Raw genomic sequence first — 16,287 nt, 5'->3', positions numbered from 1 at the left:
TAATGACGCTTGGGCTTGGCGGAGGATGTCACTGGTGTACAGAAGCCATTTTTGCCCGGCTCAGTGGAGTGTCGTCAGTAGTGCAGGGCTGGATCTCCTCAGTAGCACCTCATGAGACTTTTTCAGAAGCCATCAAGCTCCAGTTTGACCATGAGCGGATTCCTTTGGAGGTGATCATCCATATCCATTTACTCACCCATTCTTCCACATCTCGTCATACCATGCGGCACAAATATCGGTCGGCAATCTACACGGTCAATGAATCCGATGCCCAGGCTGCGCGAGACTCCCTGACAATCCTTCAATCTCACTTTCAGCAACCCCTGATCACTCAAATATTGCCGCTTGATGTCTTTCGATTGAATAGTGAACAATACCTTGATTACTATTTCAAAAACCCTGAAAAGCCTTTTTGTAAAACCTATATTGATCCCAAAATCAGCCAAATCACCCGGGAGTTCTCCTCCTACCTCCCTTGAAATCATGTGAAGGTTGATTTTCTATATTGCTACTTTTCTGGTAAATTGAAGGAAGATTACTTCAACCCAACCCACCTGTAAAAATGGAAAATCAAGAAATAAAAGTCCCTGTCTGGTTCTGGCTCGTGGCGGTGATCATGCTCCTTTGGAACCTTATGGGAGTAGGCTCCTTCATCCAAAATATGATGATGTCGGAAGAGGCTCTGCAAGCGCTCCCTCAGGCAGAGCAGGATTTGTATGCCAACTACCCCAACTGGACGAAGGTCGCATTTTTCGTGGCGGTATTCGGTGGCGCCATCGGGTCGCTGGGCCTCCTCCTCCGCAAAGCCTGGTCCCGATCGATCCTGATCGTTTCACTGGTGGCAGTGATCGCTCAGATGATTCACAGTTTGTTCATAGCCAAAGCCATGGATGTGTACGGACCCGGGGCCGCCATCATGCCTGTGCTGATTATCCTTTTTGGTTTCTTTCTGGTCTGGTTTTCCAACTTTGGAATCCGCAAAGGCTGGCTGAGGTAGATCAGCTATTTGCCTCCTTCAGAGCTCGGTAGAGAATTTTCCTGGCGTTGATCTCTTTGAGTTTTTCCTGAACATCAGAGACCAGACGCATGCTCACATGGGCATGCCCGTTTCTATTTGGAGAACCTATAGATAGGGACCAATATTCGACCAGTTCCGTAACAACCCCACTTTATTTCATCTAACGCTCTTGTTTTAAAATCTAATTGTGTATTTTTTCTGGTTAGAACAGTTAGTACATTTTAATCAATACTCATTACTCACTATTTAGTCCAGCTATTCATGAATGACTTCTTAATTTTTACCCTGGCCATCCTGGCTGCAGGGAGTATTTTGTTTGGAGCCAACTACATCTTGTTAAAACAATCATTCCTGTATTGGATAGGGGTGGTTTTGATTGTCTTCACTTGTGCCATTGCCCTGATCACAATGCTCGTTGGTGTTTTTGGAATCCAGTATTTGTTCCTGACCATTCCCCTTGGATGCGGGTTTGGTGTGATTGCGCTTTTGGCGATTATACGCGTTGTGCGAAAGCCCTTTCGGGAAATGAGTGGCTATCTCAACGCCATCTCTACTGGCAGCATGGCCATTGAGAACTCTAGCGCTTTGGAAAAAGACGCTGAAACGGGCGGGTTGTTCCGGCAGCTGCATGCCTACCTTCAGCGGATAGACCATGTATCAGTATTTGCTTCGGAAATTGGCAACGGAAACCTGGAGGTAGAATTTATCTCCGCTGGTGAAAATGATCTTCTGGGAAACTCCCTGATCAAAATGAGGGATAACCTAAAGGCCGTCATCGACGACTCCAAGGCTGTGGTAAGGCAAGCCACCGAAGAAGGTAAGTTAGAAGCCAGAATAGAAACCACCGGCAAAGAAGGTGCCTGGAGGGAGCTTGGGGAGGCGCTGAACAGTCTGTTGGTCTCCTTTTCGATGCCACTGCTCAGATTCAACACCATCATCAATGCCCTGGCCAATGGTGACCTTACCAACCGCTATGACGATCAGGCCAAAGGCGACATTTTAGAAATGACTCAAAGCCTGAATTCTGCCCTAAGCAATATTGATGCACTGTTGAGTCAGGTAGCACAAAACGCCACGATTATTGAAGAATCCTCCAGCGACATGCGGGTATCGGGTGAAGAAATGAGCTCCAATACCAATGAAATCGCCTCCTCTATAGCCGAGATGAGCAATGGAGCACACCTCCAGGTGAATAAAGTGGATGATGCTTCAAGTCTCATGGAAGGCATTTTGAACTCTTCGAAAGAAATGGGTCATAAGGCCGAGACCATTCATAATGCCGCCAAAATGGTGGCAGAAAACAGTAAAAAAGGCAATGTGATGATTGATGAAGTAGTGGCCAACATGGGACAGATCGCCGGATTCTCAGATAAGACCAACGATTCCATCAAGGTGCTCACTGAGCGCTCTCGCGAAATCTCCAGGGTATTGGGCGTGATCACGGAAATTTCCTCACAAACGAATTTGCTGGCACTCAATGCTGCCATAGAGGCCGCACAGGCTGGGGATGCCGGCAGGGGGTTTGCTGTAGTGGCCGAGGAAATCAGAAAACTCGCTGAAGACTCCAAAAAATCTGCACGGGAAATCGAAGCGCTGGTAATGGATGTGCAAAATGACACCCTCAAGGCATCGGATGCCATGGCACAGATGAGCACGAGCGTAAAAAGCGGCGAAACTACCTCACGGGCAGCCGCGGATTCTTTCAAGGTAATCCATGATTCCTCGCATCTAAACCTTGAAATCTCCGAGGAGATTCTAAATGCCACACAAAATCAGATTCTGGATATCAACAACGTGGTGAACATCACAGAGGGAATTGTAGTCATCGCCGAAGAAACAGCCGCCGGCACTGAACAAATTGCCAGCTCTGCGGCTGAGCTATCTACCGGGATGGAAGTTTACAATCAGAAAATACAGAAACTGGCCGAGGTGGCCGAATCACTCAAAGCAGGAGTAAGTATCCTCAAACTCTCAGGTCAGCATCATTCATTGGACATTGCACCGAATCAGGAAAAGGAATCGGTGTTGTTGGATTCATTGGTCGACACGGATGGTGAATTGGAATATGAAGAACTGGATCAAAAAGAAGGTTGACCAACTGGTCCTCTGCTAGGCGGACCGAAAGGATCTAATCACGGCACTATCCACCACCAGGCGTTCGTACTCCGAAGGGTGGGTAGTGCCTCCCATCATTACTCCAGGGTTCCGGTAGGTCATTTTGCTCTCCAAGATAGTGCGGCCTGATACATGACACTCTCGCACCCCGGTCTGTTCGATGAGCTGCTGAATATTATGAGGCCTCACTCCGCCGCCAGCCAGGATGATGACCCTTGACGCTGCGTGGCTGACCAGCTTGGCAATCATGTCCGCCCCCTCCGGTGCAGTAGGTTGCAACCCTGAGGTCAGCACCCTGTCCACCCCTAAGCTTATCAGCATGTCCAGTGCCCTCATCGGATCCTGTACCATATCGAATGCACGGTGAAATGTCACGTTCATAGGTCTGGCGACGGCCATCAACTCGGCCATACGCTCCAGGTCCACATCGCCTTCTCTGGTAAGGCAACCAAACACCACCCCATCAACCTTCAGGTCTTTGGCCACCTGGATATCGTGTTTCATGGCCTCTATCTCTGCAGATGAATACAAAAAATCTCCGCCTCTTGGCCTGATCATCACCTGGAGTCCGATACCTATCTGTGCGCTCACTGCTCTGATGAGTCCCGCACTTGGCGTAGTACCCCCCTCCGCCAGGTTATCACAAAGCTCCACCCGATCGGCTCCACCAGCTTCAGCGTTGATGGCAGATTCTATCGAATCAATACATACCTCTATGATGGTTTTCATTAGTCTCTTGATACCATAAAGCTATACCGGAAGACTGACAATGAATGTGCTACCCGTACCATTTGGCGTTTCCAGCCATACCTTTCCCCCCAGGTCCCCTACGTACTTTTTTACAATGGAAAGGCCAAGACCTATGGACTGCTCTCCACCAGTAGGTTTAGCACTCAATTTTTGAAATCTATTGAAAAGCAACGATCTGTCCTCTTCCGAGAATCCCGGGCCCTGATCACAAACCTTGAAAAGCACAGCACCCTCCTGCCTGTCCGTTTCCAGTCTGACCCGTGTATTGGCATTCGAAAATTTCACCGCATTCGAAACCAGATTCTCTAAAACCAAAAAAAGGAGCATATGATCGGTTTCGATGGTCTGATCACCATGTCTGTGCGTCGATTCGATCTCAATGGACTTCTGGGCCGCTGCAGCCCGGTAGCGACTCACAATATCCTGGGTGATCTGGGTGATATCCACTTGTTCACGAAGCACAATGCTTCGTGCTCCTTCTGCCACTTCCACATCCAGGATTTTGGAAATCATCTGATTGATCCTTTTGGCACCGGTACCTATCTGTGTCAGTAGTTCCTTATCCTCCTCAGACATCTGCTCGGCGTGTGCATTCAAAAAATCTGAAAGACCAATAATATGGCCCAGGGGAGATCTCAGATCATGAGCGAAAACCTTCATCAAAACGTTCTTTTCTTCATTGAGGGCAATCAGCTGCATATTTCTGTTCATTAGCTGCTCATTTTTCTGACGAATATCATTCTGCTGCTCCTCGATCTGATCTTTTTGCATCACCAGCAGTCTGGTATTTCGCCGGTTTTTGAAAAACAAAAAGCCAATCACTCCCAAAAAGATACTGACAAAAGTGATTCCAAGAATGAGGACACGTTTGACGTTCCTATCCTTCTGTAGTTTCAGGTTGGCATTCTTGATCAGTGCCAACTGCAGCTCCTTCTCTTTGGTGAGGATGGAGGTCCCTATCTCAGTTCCCCCATAGAGATTTTCTATAAATTCATACAACTCCGCCCCCAGGTACCTGGAAATAATGAGACCCACTTTTTCATGGTAGCGTGGATCAGACAGGAATTGATTGAAAGGTGTTTGCCAGTCGCTGGACTTAGGCATCGTCACCCCATAGCCTGTCCCGCGAACATTATAGAGGTTTTGGCGGGTAAGGTCGCCTCCCTTTTTGATCAACATCAGATAGATCGGCAAATCGATAAATCCAAAGCGATTTTCATCTTCTGCAATGTTATCCAGTATGTTTTGGTCGCTATGTATGTGCAGAGTCTCAAAGTCGATATTCAACTGATCCTTAAGATTCCGAAGCAGGTTTTCATAATTGGTGCCTTTGATGGTGACCGCTACCCTCCCATCCAGCATTTCTTTAAGCTCCTGGTAGGTTCTGGCAATGGGGGTTCCCTGACCTGTGACCAGCACCGTGATGTCAGGTAGGTAAGCCTCCGAAAATTTCAAATACTGCTTTCTATCTTCTGTGATTGAAAAAGCCGAGGCTCCAAGAATATTGGGCTTTTCAGGATTTTTCATAATATCCAGGATACTGTGAAAACTCTCTGCCTCCACCCACCGAATGGATAATTTCACGCCACGGGTCTCCTTCAGATACTCCGTGAATTCCATTAGCAGATCATATTCAAGACCCTTCAATTGGCCTTGTTCCTCATAGATGAAGGGCACAGAAGTAAACCAATAAACATCTAGTGTGGCGGTCTTACTATTTTGAGCCTGTCCCCAGGTTTGACTCATGGCCAATGAGGGAATCAGAAACAAAAAGGTCCAAAAGAATAATTGCCGATACATAGCCTAAATATGTTCATTATTGCCAGCCTATACAACGGGCTCAGGTTGAACAGGAGAAAGGAATGTCTAATCGGGAGTTTTAGTGCCAAATCCGGAAGACCAAACCCGGAGCATCACCAAAAAATTATTTCTGAAAAGACGGGGTATTTATATATTGCCCTGAATAAATGTTCACCAAAAAGCAAAGCCATGGATATCAGCAAAACAGTGGAAGAATACTTTGCCAGGCACCCCGAATACCACGCAGAGCTGAGGAAATTAAGAGCAATCATTCATACCACCGAACTGACAGAGACGATCAAATGGGGGATTCCTACCTACACCATTAACAATAAGAATGTGGTGGGAATAGGCGCTTTCAAAAGCTACGCAGGCTTGTGGTTTTTTCAGGGTTCGTTTCTCAAAGACGAAAAAGGTTTGCTCATCAACGCGCAAGAGGGAAAAACCAAAGGGATGCGCCAGATGCGCTTTGAATCCATCGAAGCAATAGATGAAAAAATCATCCGCTCCTATTTATTGGAGGCTATAGAAAATCAGAAACAGGGTAAGGAAATCAAACCGGAGAAAAAGCCTTTGGTGATTCCCGACGAGCTGAAAGAGCAACTGAGCAAAGACGGAAAACTCTCAGAGGCATTTGACCAATTAAGCCTTTCTAAAAAGCGTGACTATACCGAGTATATTCAGGAAGCCAAACGCCCCGAAACCAAACAAAACAGGCTCGAAAAGATCACTCCGATGATTTTGGCAGGAATGGGCCTAAACGATAAATACAAGTAAATGCAGGTAAGTAAAACCCTGGGTATAATCTTCCTCCTCCTAGCGATGGGTTGTACCCCAAACACGCCAAGAGTCAAGAAAACCCACTTGATAAGCCCAACAAAATCGTTGCTGCAGGCCATCAGTATTGTGGACGAAAATACCGCCTGGGTAAGTGGGCATCGGGCAACTTTTCTCCGCACCGTCAACGGCGGATCAGACTGGAGCGCGTTCTCCTACGAGCCGATTGATTCTCTCCAGTTTCGCGACCTCCATGCCTTCAACAGTGAGGAAATCATCCTGATGAGTGCCGGACCTGGCAAGCTCTCCCGGATCTTTCGATTCAGCCTTCAGGCAGGTTTTGAAGAAACCTATGTGATGCCCTATGAGCAGGGTTTCCTTAATACGATAGAGTTTTGGGATGACGAGCGAGGGCTGGCCTTTGGAGATAGTTTCAATAGGGAGCTTTTTGTCTTGAAAACAGCAGATGGTGGTCGGAGCTGGACCAGTATAGATCCCAACCAACTACCACCTGCCGGAGAAGGTGAGGGTGGTTTTGCGGCCAGTGGCACCTGTATCACTTCAAGACCAGGAGGCAAGGCCTGGATAGGTACCGGAGCTGGCGGGAACACAAGAGTGCTTTTCACCAGCGACTATGGAGATAGCTGGGAAACCTATGAAGTCCCCCTGGTCAAAGGACCCTCAGCCGGCATCACTTCTATCCGAATGTCGGATGATCAAACAGGGCTTATAGTAGGTGGTGACTTGGGCATCACTGATCAGTACACTGACAATATGGCCCTCACCAACGATGGGGGGCAGACCTGGCAACTCACTACAAGCCCGGTGACCAAAGGAGCCTTTTACGGAAGTGACCTGATGTCATGGGAAAACGCCTCCATACTCATCGCCTCAGGACCAAATGGCATTGACTACAGTACCGATCTGGGACAGACCTATATCAACCTGGACACCGGCAACTACTGGGCTGTGGACCTGCACCCCTCCGGCTTTGGGCTGGCCACCGGCACAGATGGTAAGATTTTGAAGCTCACCGTCCAATAGCGTCGCAGGAGTTTCATCCATGTACTCAGATTAGTGAATCAATTTCATTTTTCCACTGATGGTCTCTTGGTTAACTTTGTGTCATGGAAAGACGTCCCAGAAGAAACCGTGCCTCACAGGCCATCAGAGACCTGAGTCAGGAAACACTTGTCACTGCCAATGATCTGATCTATCCATTATTTCTCCTGGAAGGGAGTCATAAAAAAACTGAGGTAAAGTCCATGCCCGGGATTTTCAGGTTGAGTCTTGACCTCATGCTGAAGGAAATGGAGCAATGTCTCAAATTGGGCATCAAGGGATTTGATGTGTTTCCAGTGGTGGAAGATTTCCACAAAGACAAACTGGCTACGAGAAGCTACGACCGTGGTTTTTTCTACATCCAGGCCCTCGATACCATCAAAAAAGAATTTCCTGAGGCCCTCATCATCACTGATGTGGCCATGGACCCATACAGCTCAGATGGACATGACGGTATCGTGAAAGACGGAAAAATCCTCAACGACGAGACCCTTGACGTATTGGGTCAAATGGCCCTGGCACAGGCTGAAACCGGCATTGACATGATCGGCCCATCAGACATGATGGATGGTCGTGTCGGGCACCTGCGAAACGTCCTGGATGAGGCGGGATTCTCTCATGTAGGCATCATGGCCTATACGGCCAAATACGCCAGTGCATTTTACGGCCCGTTCAGAGACGCCCTGGACTCGGCTCCCAAGTTTGGAGACAAGAAAACCTATCAGATGAATCCAGCCAACCGCAAGGAAGCCCTCATAGAGGCGGAACTCGACTATATAGAAGGTGCCGATGTGCTCATGGTCAAGCCTGCGCTCAGTTATCTTGATGTCATCTCCGATCTGAAAGCCAACTACGACTTACCCATAGCTGCCTATAACGTATCTGGAGAATACGCCATGATCAAGGCGGCCGGTCTTCAGGGCTGGCTAGATGCAGACCGGGTGCGCGACGAGGTGTTGCTGTCCATCAAGAGATCTGGTGCAGACATGATCCTTACCTATTTCGCCAAGGAGTTTTGCTCTCAAACCAGAGCCTGATCTAACCGAATGGGTGAGAAGTAACGCATTTTATTTAGTCTCACAGACTTCAATACACTCCCATAGGTCTTGGTCATATATTCCTTGTCCTCAATTGACAGCTTAATCGACAAAATTGGCCTATTGGACTAACAACATTATGCAAGAGTTGCTGGCATTCGTACATTCGATATACAACCAAACCCTAGCAACAATGATTACTATAGACAATGACCCCAACGAAGACCAGATGACTCTTGAATGCGCCTTGAAAATCGTACAACATCTGGAAAAAAACATTGTCAGACACCGCGAAAACATCAATATGGCGAGCAAGCTGGCATCTATGAATAAATTCATTCAAATGAATTATATCCATAATATGGCCGAAACTGCCTAAGTTCAGTTATAAGAGAAAGAGCGCATCAGGCAAGTAGTACCGTCATTAGCCAAACTTCCATCAGGCATAACTCATCGACTAAATAGGGTCACTCACCTAAAAACCATTATTTAGGATGGATAAATGAATCAGTTTTGTGATATAAGACCTCACAAATATGGAAAACATGACTGAACAAGAGTTGATTGAATGCGCCGAAAGAATCGTCCGTCACCTGGAAAAAAACATTGTTAAACACAGAGATAAGCCTTTGCTTGCCAATAAGCTTGCGTCGATGAACAAATACATACACATGTGTTACATCCAGCGAGTGACCGCTCTCTAGTCAAACAGATCCTCTTCCCGCTCCAGCATGAGTATGGAGCTTTGCGGTACAATGAAATACTTCTCACCCTCATACACCACTTCAAAAGCCCCTTTTTGAAGAAAAATAGCTAAATCTCCGGCTCTGGCCTGTAGAGGTATATATTTTACTCTTTCCTCCTCCTGCTTCCACGAATCATCTTCGTCAGCCGATACGGGAATCGGATAGCCAGGTCCGGCTTTTACTATATAACCGGTCTGTATCTTTTCTTTCTCCTGTACGCCTGGTGGCAGATAGATGCCACTACTGGTCTTCTCCGATTCGGCCTTGGGTCTGATCAGGACCCGATCCCCTACCACTATAATATTCTTTAGTTTATTCTCTGCTGTGAGTTGCGTTCTCATTTTCTCTACTGTCACTCATTAACCAAACAAATTTCCAGAAGGGGTCTCCTCAGGCTTTTTGATCGCTGAAGAAGCATCTGCCCGTTCGAGCAATTTCTCATTCATGTCTTTACTGGTCTTGGCACCAAGTTCTTTCAGACGCTCCGTCTTTCTGATCAGGTTATCCTTGCCATCATAGAGCTTCTTCATCGCCTCAGTATACTGCTGCTTCGACTTATCCAGGGACCTACCCACTTCCATCAGGTCGTCTACAAATGCTTTGAATTTGTCATACAGAGCTCCCCCCTGTCTGGCGATCTCCAGCGCATTTCTGTCCTGATATTCGTGCTTCCAGATACTAGCGACTGTACGCAGGGTAGCTATCAATGTAGCCGGGCTCACTATGATAATATTCTTATTGTGCGCTTCATTATAGAGCTCGCCGCCCTGCTGCACGAGTAGCGCAAAGGCTGACTCTATGGGTACAAACATCAGCACATAATCCAATGTCCCGGATTCAAATAGCTTGTGATAACTTTTTTCGCTCAGGCCCTTGATGTGGGCCCTTAAGGAAATGAGGTGATCTTTCAGGTGCTGCTCCCGCTCCTCCTCTGAGTCGCTATTCACGTATTTTTCATAAGCCACCAAGGATGCCTTCGCATCTATGACCAGATTTTTATTGTCCGGCAATCTGATGATCACATCAGGTCTGAGCCTACGGCCCTCCTCGTTGGTAAAAGACTCTTGGGTGAAGTACTCCCGATCCTTCTCCAGTCCGGATTTTTCCAGGATTCGCTCTAAAATAACTTCTCCCCAGTTACCCTGTACTTTGGTATCGCCCTTGAGTGCCTTAGTAAGGTTTTCGGTTTCCTTGGTCATCCGCTGGTTCAGCTCACGAAGGCTAATGATCTGCTCTCGCAGCGCAGTGCTTCGCTCCAGGCTGTCCTTATTGGTTTGCTCCACCTTCCGCTCAAACTCCACGAGTTTTTCACCAAGGGGCTTTAACAGATTGTCCAGATTAGACTTGTTTTGATCCGTAAACTTCCTGCTCTTCTCCTCAAATATCTCATTGGCCAGGTTTTTAAACTCTGCCGCAAATCGTTGTTGGAGGTTATTCACCTCTTCCTTTTGCTCAGTAAGTCGCTCCTGCAGGTTTTTGAAGTTGGCCTTCAGACTGGAGTGCTCACTATTAATGTCCATAAAGCGCTCTCGCTCCTCTCTGAGCTCACCATTGAGTTGTGCCAGCTCGGCCGTCAGTTTATTGGAGCGCTCCTGCTCCATTTGCAGCTCCATCCGCAGTTTGGGGGCATCGTCCACCACTCCTTTGGACTGGAGCTTGGCTATCAGAAAACCGATAATCACTCCTGCCACCAACCCAATGATCAATACCATCAACGAATCAAACTCCATAGGTTAAAGTTAAATGAAACTCTGCAGATACCCGAACAACTCCATGGTCCACGCCACTCCCATGTGGATTATTATTCCTCCCCACACGTTTTTACTGTTGTAAGAGATTATACCCAAAATATATCCACCAAAAACCGAGCTGATAGCCTCGGTCAGCGGCTTCCCAAAATGGAGGAAAGCATAAGAAGCCACCATTGGCAAAACCGCATAACCTCCAAGGGTCTTTACAAAAGCATGGATCAGAAATCCTCTGAAAAACACTTCCACTGATACAAAATCACTGCCATAAGTGATTTCATAAAGCAATACTGACATCCAGACAGGAATACCGTGTGCTTCGGCAAAATTGTCACCACCGGAATACTGAAACCGGGGATAATAACTCTGTATGTCAGAGAAAAACGAGCCGATACCGATGAAAACCATGGCGCCGGCCAGCAGCAGGAAATAGGGTTTTGGGTCAAACCGCTTAAGTGCCAGTCCATAGTAGTTTCTCGGACGCTCAGATTCGAAAATGGCATAGACGAGCATCAGCGGTATCACATTCAGAAAAATACTGGATGACCAATTGAGACACCTGGCTGCAAAACGATAGTCTATCGGACGAAGGCCCTTGATGATCTGCAGGTGCCCTATAAAGGATCTGTCCAGTGCCAGAATGGCAAACCCAATCACCAACATCAGCCAGAATGAACCCGTGAACACGGGTATTTGTTTTACCCGTGCGATGAGCAGACTCACACCCAAAAAAGGGAACATCATCCACAAAAACATGTAAAGCCAATGCAAGAACGTCCCTCTGTAGCTATCGATCACCGAATCTTCAAAGTCATATGTATAGTTAAAGACAAAACATATGGTCAGAAATAGACTGATGAGGAGGTAGAGTTTGAGGTCAAAGTGCTTTCTTTGATACTCTTTTAGGTACTCAAAAATTTGCCGCATGCTAAAAATTTGCCCAAAGATATGTGTCTCATAGTATTTGCCTGGGATGTACACCCAAAATATAAGCTGATCGTAGCGGCCAATCGGGATGAGTTTTACGCTCGGCCCACTGCACCTGCTGCCTTTTGGCATGATGAACCAAGCATTCTGGGTGGTCGCGACCTCCAAGCGGGCGGGTCCTGGATGACCGTTTCTAAACAGGGACATTTTGCGGCAGTCACCAACTATAGGGACCTGTCAAACATAAGGGAGAACGTAAGGTCGAGGGGGGAGATTCCTATTCGTTTTATGGATCCGGCACTGCAGCCCCTGAACTATGTCGAGGATTTGCACGAGCGCTCCACAGCATATAACGGATTCAATGTGTTGGCCGCCACGCCTCAAATGATGACTCACTACAGCAACTACGAGCGCAAGGCGAACGTCATTACCCCGGGCATTCATGGGTTGAGCAATGCACTTCTGGATACTCCATGGCCCAAAGTAGAATTGGCCAAAGCCAAATTTCAGGAACTGATTGGCAATAGCTTCAGTCACGAAGAGTTAATAGAAATGATGAGTGACACCTCAACCGCCGAGGACAGTATCTTGCCAGACACCGGAGTGTCCAAAGAAATGGAAAAGGCTCTATCGGCCATGTGCATCCGCATGGAAAATTACGGCACCTGCTGCTCCACGGTGATTACCATAGACAGAGATGGTCAAATCGAATTTTCAGAAAAGTCCTATCCGGTTGGGGACAGAGTGGAGAAGACCGTAAATTATCAATTTAAAATACAAGAGAATTGAACCTGAAAAACATTGCTCCAAGACTGTTCATGATAGTGCTTTTAGCAGCCACAGGATGCTTATCATCATGCAAAGATGATATCAGTGGCTTTGACCTGGAGAAGGACCCACTTAAAGGTAAGATAGGAGGTGAAGAATGGCAGTATGCCGCTGGCAGTGCCAACGTGAACAGTTCTTCCTACTACCTGGAAGGGCTCATCGTGGGTGAAAGTACTCAGGATCCCTGTGCCATCAGGGTCTCCAGCAAGCTCCATCTTTCCATAAAAATACCTGGCCGAAAAGGAAGCTATAACCTCCCCTTCCCGGCAAACGAAGGATATGTCATCTTCAATTTACCCAACGGTACGAAAAAATTTACCGCCTCCGGTGGGTTCATTGAAGTAGTGGCTGTAGGTAGTCAGCAACTAATCGGGTACATGAGTGCCGATTTTGACGATGACAATACCGTGCAGGGCTCCTTTCTGTTGGAGTTTTGTAATTAAATACATCTATACCAACTCCGCAGCCTCGGCATAAGCCTCTACAGGTACGCAGCTGCACATCAGGTTTCGATCTCCGTAAGCACTGTCTATTCTGCTGACAGAAGGCCAGAATTTATTGTATTTCAACTCTGGGAGTGGAAAAGCGGCTTTCTCCCTGCTATAGGGCAGGTCCCAGCTTTCGGCGATGACCGTGCGCTGAGTGTGCGGTGCATTCTTCAGCACGTTATTGTCTTTATCTGCTACCCCGCTGATGACCTCCTCAATTTCCTTGCGGATGGAAATCATCACATCACAAAACCGGTCTATCTCTGACTTGGTTTCACTTTCCGTGGGCTCTATCATCATGGTACCAGCCACCGGAAACGAAACCGTAGGGGCGTGATAACCATAATCCATGAGTCGCTTGGCAATGTCCTCTACCTCCACGCCATATTTCTTAAAGTCTCTGCAGTCTATGATCAGTTCGTGGGCATTTCTGCCTTTTTCGTTAGCATAAAGCACCGGGTAGTGATCTTTCAGCTTCTGCCCAATATAGTTGGCATTGAGGATGGCCAATTGAGTGGCTGCTCTAAGACCATCGCCGCCCATCATGGCTATATAGGCATGAGAGATGGGCAAAATACTGGCACTGCCATAGGGAGCACTGGACACATTCACATCATCTACTCCGATATGCGAAGTACCGGGCAGGTAAGGCGCCAGGTGCGCTCCAACTCCAATTGGGCCCATACCAGGACCTCCACCACCGTGAGGGATGCAGAATGTCTTGTGAAGGTTCAGGTGGCAAACGTCCGCCCCGATCATCGCCGGAGATGTCAGCCCCACCTGGGCATTCATATTGGCTCCATCCATATACACCTGACCACCATGGGCATGAACAAGTTCGCAGATTTCTATGATGCTCTCTTCAAATACCCCGTGAGTAGATGGATAGGTCACCATCAAAGCACCAAGGTTTTCGCTGTGTGTTTCTACTTTGCCTTTAAGGTCATCCACGTCAATATTGCCCTGATCGTCACATTTGACAATCACCACTTCCATACCGGCCATCACCGCACTGGCGGGATTGGTGCCATGGGCAGATGAAGGGATCAGGGTAATATTTCTATGATGATGTCCATTGGCCTGATGATATGCCCTGATCACCATGAGTCCGGCAAACTCTCCCTGAGCACCCGAGTTGGGCTGAAACGAAACCGCCGAAAAACCGGTAATCTCAGCCAGCCAGTCGTGCAGCTCCCCGATCACCTCAGCATATCCAGCCGCCTGATCTTTAGGCGCAAAAGGGTGGATATTTCCAAATTCCGGCCAGGTGACCGGTATCATCTCAGTAGTGGCATTGAGCTTCATGGTGCATGATCCCAGTGAGATCATGGAATGAACCAGTGAAAGGTCTTTATTTTCCAGCCGCTTCATATAGCGCAGAATCTCGTGCTCACTATGGTTCACATTGAACACCTCATGGGTCATAAAGTCCGACTGCCGGGCCAGCCCATTCGGATAGGCTATTTCAACCTCCGTGCTGATGGTCTGTGTTTCTTTTCCGAGCGCTTCGGCAAAAATAGACACCACATTTTGAGCGTCTGAAGGCAGATGCGTCTCATCGAAAGATAACATCACCTGATTGCCCGCATATCTGAAGTTGATTTGATGCGATTCTGCCACGTTCTTCACCTTTTGGAGGTCGTCATCATTCAGCGTGAATCTGAGGGTATCAAAATACTCTGCGTTTTCCTCCTTCAACCCCATGGCTGAGAGCGAGGCGGCAGTTGCTTTGGCCAACCCTCTTACCCTGGAAGCTATCTGCTTGAGTCCTGCAGGACCGTGGTATACTCCATACATGGAAGCCATTACCGCCAGCAGTACCTGAGCCGTACAGATATTGGAGGTAGCTCTTTCTCTTTTGATGTGCTGCTCACGGGTTTGTAGTGCCATTCTATAGGCAGGATGACCTTCGTCATCCTTTGAAACACCAATGATCCTTCCTGGAATGTATCGTTTATATTCTTCTTTTGTCGCAAAGAATGCTGCGTGCGGGCCTCCATATCCCATAGGGACTCCAAAACGCTGTGAAGTACCTACCACCACATCCACTCCCCATTCCCCGGGAGGGGTGAGGAGACATAGTGCCAAAAGATCCGATGCCACTGCTACGGAAACCCCATGCTCAGCGGCCTCTGCTACGAATGCAGAGCGATCAAAAGTCTCACCGAAATTGTCCGGATATTGGAAAAATACCCCGAACAAGTCGGAATCACTAAGATCAATATTTTCTATCCTGGCCACTACCAGCTCCAAACCAAGGGGCTTGGTTCGGGTTTTTAAAATCTCCAAGGTCTGCGGAAAAACCCGCTCGTCCACGACTACTTTATTGGACTGTTTTTTCTCCTTCTTTCGGGTGGCATGTAGCATGGCGATTGCCTCTGCGGCAGCAGTACCTTCATCCAGAAGAGACGCGTTCGCTATTTCCATTCCAGTAAGATCCGAAACCAGGGTCTGGAAATTGATGAGGGCTTCCAGTCTTCCCTGAGCAATCTCAGCCTGATAAGGCGTATAGGCCGTATACCACCCCGGATTCTCAAGGATATTTCGCTGGATCACTGCCGGTACCACGCAGTTATAATACCCCTGACCCAGAAAAGATTTGAATACCTTGTTTTTCCCTGCCGTCTTCTTGAGCTTGTTGATATACTCATATTCATTCAAGGGAGCGGGCAGGTTGAGTCCCTGTTTTAGTCGAATGTTCCCGGGAATGGTTTGGGAGATCAGCTCGTCCAAAGATGAGACACCCAAGGCATCCAGCATTTCCTGGATTTCCTTCTCAGAAGGTCCATTGTGGCGTGTTTGGAAGGCTACCCTTTCGTTTAAATCAACAGTCATAATGTGGTGGTATTATGGATGGAATTTCAAGCTGCAAATGTATAATGAATTCAACATTTTATTCGCCCATCTCTGCTGGATAAAAACGTATAATATTTGTTTAGCTTTGTGGTTTTCAAAATTTATATAAAATGAAGCACTTATTATTTGGCTCAA

15 protein-coding genes are annotated in these 16,287 nt (G+C 47.5%); 9 read left to right on the top strand and 6 right to left on the bottom strand.

Going from position 1 to position 16,287, the window contains the following annotated elements:
• Positions 1-2 precede the first annotated feature (2 nt).
• From GV030_RS12480 to GV030_RS12470, 3 genes are all read left to right on the top strand, one after another.
• Positions 3-479, top strand: a complete 477-nt coding sequence (locus GV030_RS12480) for a peptide-methionine (S)-S-oxide reductase (protein ID WP_159582645.1) — start codon at positions 3-5, stop codon at positions 477-479.
• Positions 480-562: 83 nt separating this feature from the next.
• A complete protein-coding gene (locus GV030_RS12475) occupies positions 563-997 on the top strand; it encodes a hypothetical protein (RefSeq protein ID WP_159582644.1) in 435 nt (144 codons plus the stop codon).
• Positions 998-1,279: 282 nt separating this feature from the next.
• Positions 1,280-3,112 carry a methyl-accepting chemotaxis protein gene (locus GV030_RS12470; RefSeq protein ID WP_159582643.1) on the top strand — a complete coding sequence of 611 codons (1,833 nt, stop codon included), beginning with the start codon at positions 1,280-1,282 and terminating at the stop codon, positions 3,110-3,112.
• Between the two features lie 15 nt (positions 3,113-3,127).
• Here the strand turns inward: GV030_RS12470 and GV030_RS12465 are convergent, their stop codons facing one another.
• Both GV030_RS12465 and GV030_RS12460 read right to left on the bottom strand, forming a co-directional pair.
• Complete coding sequence (locus GV030_RS12465; RefSeq protein WP_159582642.1) at positions 3,128-3,862, bottom strand: copper homeostasis protein CutC; 735 nt, start codon at positions 3,860-3,862, stop codon at positions 3,128-3,130.
• Between the two features lie 21 nt (positions 3,863-3,883).
• Entirely contained in the window at positions 3,884-5,683 is a 1,800-nt protein-coding gene (locus GV030_RS12460) for an ATP-binding protein (protein WP_159582641.1), read from the bottom strand.
• Between the two features lie 189 nt (positions 5,684-5,872).
• Between GV030_RS12460 and GV030_RS12455 the strand changes: the two genes are divergently transcribed.
• The 4 genes from GV030_RS12455 (at position 5,873) to GV030_RS12440 (ending at position 8,938) form a co-directional block, all read left to right on the top strand.
• On the top strand, positions 5,873-6,460 hold the full coding sequence (locus GV030_RS12455) for a YdeI family protein (protein ID WP_159582640.1): 588 nt from the start codon (positions 5,873-5,875) through the stop codon (positions 6,458-6,460).
• Positions 6,461-7,504, top strand: coding sequence for a hypothetical protein (locus GV030_RS12450; protein ID WP_159582639.1), 1,044 nt, complete (start codon positions 6,461-6,463; stop codon positions 7,502-7,504). It begins immediately after the preceding gene.
• A gap of 83 nt (positions 7,505-7,587) precedes the next feature.
• Positions 7,588-8,559: a porphobilinogen synthase gene (hemB, locus tag GV030_RS12445; RefSeq protein WP_159582638.1), complete on the top strand. Its 972-nt coding sequence runs from the start codon at positions 7,588-7,590 to the stop codon at positions 8,557-8,559.
• A gap of 193 nt (positions 8,560-8,752) precedes the next feature.
• A complete protein-coding gene (locus tag GV030_RS12440) occupies positions 8,753-8,938 on the top strand; it encodes a hypothetical protein (protein WP_159582637.1) in 186 nt (61 codons plus the stop codon).
• Positions 8,939-9,259: 321 nt separating this feature from the next.
• Here the strand turns inward: GV030_RS12440 and GV030_RS12435 are convergent, their stop codons facing one another.
• Genes GV030_RS12435 through GV030_RS12425 form a run of 3 tightly spaced genes read right to left on the bottom strand, consistent with a single transcriptional unit; the run spans position 9,260 to position 11,980 of the window.
• Positions 9,260-9,646 (bottom strand): co-chaperone GroES family protein, encoded by a 387-nt coding sequence (locus GV030_RS12435; RefSeq protein WP_159582636.1) that lies wholly within the window; start codon positions 9,644-9,646, stop codon positions 9,260-9,262.
• Between the two features lie 18 nt (positions 9,647-9,664).
• Positions 9,665-11,035: a DNA recombination protein RmuC gene (gene rmuC / locus GV030_RS12430; protein ID WP_159582635.1), complete on the bottom strand. Its 1,371-nt coding sequence runs from the start codon at positions 11,033-11,035 to the stop codon at positions 9,665-9,667.
• Positions 11,036-11,044: 9 nt separating this feature from the next.
• Positions 11,045-11,980: a CPBP family intramembrane glutamic endopeptidase gene (locus GV030_RS12425; RefSeq protein ID WP_159582634.1), complete on the bottom strand. Its 936-nt coding sequence runs from the start codon at positions 11,978-11,980 to the stop codon at positions 11,045-11,047.
• A gap of 21 nt (positions 11,981-12,001) precedes the next feature.
• Here GV030_RS12425 and GV030_RS12420 point away from each other — a divergent pair, with 21 nt between their 5' ends.
• Together GV030_RS12420 and GV030_RS12415 are read left to right on the top strand one after the other, a co-directional pair.
• A complete protein-coding gene (locus tag GV030_RS12420; protein ID WP_159582633.1) occupies positions 12,002-12,769 on the top strand; it encodes an NRDE family protein in 768 nt (255 codons plus the stop codon).
• On the top strand, positions 12,766-13,251 hold the full coding sequence (locus GV030_RS12415) for a hypothetical protein (RefSeq protein WP_159582632.1): 486 nt from the start codon (positions 12,766-12,768) through the stop codon (positions 13,249-13,251). The genes GV030_RS12420 and GV030_RS12415 overlap by 4 nt, the downstream gene beginning before the upstream one ends.
• Before the next feature lie 6 nt (positions 13,252-13,257).
• Here the strand turns inward: GV030_RS12415 and gcvP are convergent, their stop codons facing one another.
• The gene (gene gcvP, locus GV030_RS12410) at positions 13,258-16,131 is read right to left on the bottom strand and encodes an aminomethyl-transferring glycine dehydrogenase (protein ID WP_159582631.1); all 2,874 of its coding nucleotides are present in this window, start codon (positions 16,129-16,131) and stop codon (positions 13,258-13,260) included.
• Positions 16,132-16,287: the final 156 nt, after the last annotated feature.

Origin of the sequence: Marinoscillum sp. 108 (assembly GCF_902506655.1) — a bacterium.
GTDB lineage: Bacteria > Bacteroidota > Bacteroidia > Cytophagales > Cyclobacteriaceae > Marinoscillum > Marinoscillum luteum.
This window is presented reverse-complemented; position numbering and strand designations above follow the sequence as displayed.

What these genes read in the sequence shown, in the direction of transcription:
- GV030_RS12425 (WP_159582634.1), bottom strand. Translation starts at nt 11,980, where the DNA reads ATGCGGCAAATTTTTGAGTACCTAAAAGAGTATCAAAGAAAGCACTTT.
- GV030_RS12465 (WP_159582642.1), bottom strand. Translation starts at nt 3,862, where the DNA reads ATGAAAACCATCATAGAGGTATGTATTGATTCGATAGAATCTGCCATC.
- GV030_RS12435 (WP_159582636.1), bottom strand. Translation starts at nt 9,646, where the DNA reads ATGAGAACGCAACTCACAGCAGAGAATAAACTAAAGAATATTATAGTG.
- GV030_RS12455 (WP_159582640.1), top strand. Translation starts at nt 5,873, where the DNA reads ATGGATATCAGCAAAACAGTGGAAGAATACTTTGCCAGGCACCCCGAA.
- GV030_RS12460 (WP_159582641.1), bottom strand. Translation starts at nt 5,683, where the DNA reads ATGTATCGGCAATTATTCTTTTGGACCTTTTTGTTTCTGATTCCCTCA.
- GV030_RS12470 (WP_159582643.1), top strand. Translation starts at nt 1,280, where the DNA reads ATGAATGACTTCTTAATTTTTACCCTGGCCATCCTGGCTGCAGGGAGT.
- GV030_RS12475 (WP_159582644.1), top strand. Translation starts at nt 563, where the DNA reads ATGGAAAATCAAGAAATAAAAGTCCCTGTCTGGTTCTGGCTCGTGGCG.
- GV030_RS12420 (WP_159582633.1), top strand. Translation starts at nt 12,002, where the DNA reads ATGTGTCTCATAGTATTTGCCTGGGATGTACACCCAAAATATAAGCTG.
- gcvP (WP_159582631.1), bottom strand. Translation starts at nt 16,131, where the DNA reads ATGACTGTTGATTTAAACGAAAGGGTAGCCTTCCAAACACGCCACAAT.
- GV030_RS12450 (WP_159582639.1), top strand. Translation starts at nt 6,461, where the DNA reads ATGCAGGTAAGTAAAACCCTGGGTATAATCTTCCTCCTCCTAGCGATG.
- rmuC (WP_159582635.1), bottom strand. Translation starts at nt 11,035, where the DNA reads ATGGAGTTTGATTCGTTGATGGTATTGATCATTGGGTTGGTGGCAGGA.
- hemB (WP_159582638.1), top strand. Translation starts at nt 7,588, where the DNA reads ATGGAAAGACGTCCCAGAAGAAACCGTGCCTCACAGGCCATCAGAGAC.
- GV030_RS12480 (WP_159582645.1), top strand. Translation starts at nt 3, where the DNA reads ATGACGCTTGGGCTTGGCGGAGGATGTCACTGGTGTACAGAAGCCATT.
- GV030_RS12440 (WP_159582637.1), top strand. Translation starts at nt 8,753, where the DNA reads ATGATTACTATAGACAATGACCCCAACGAAGACCAGATGACTCTTGAA.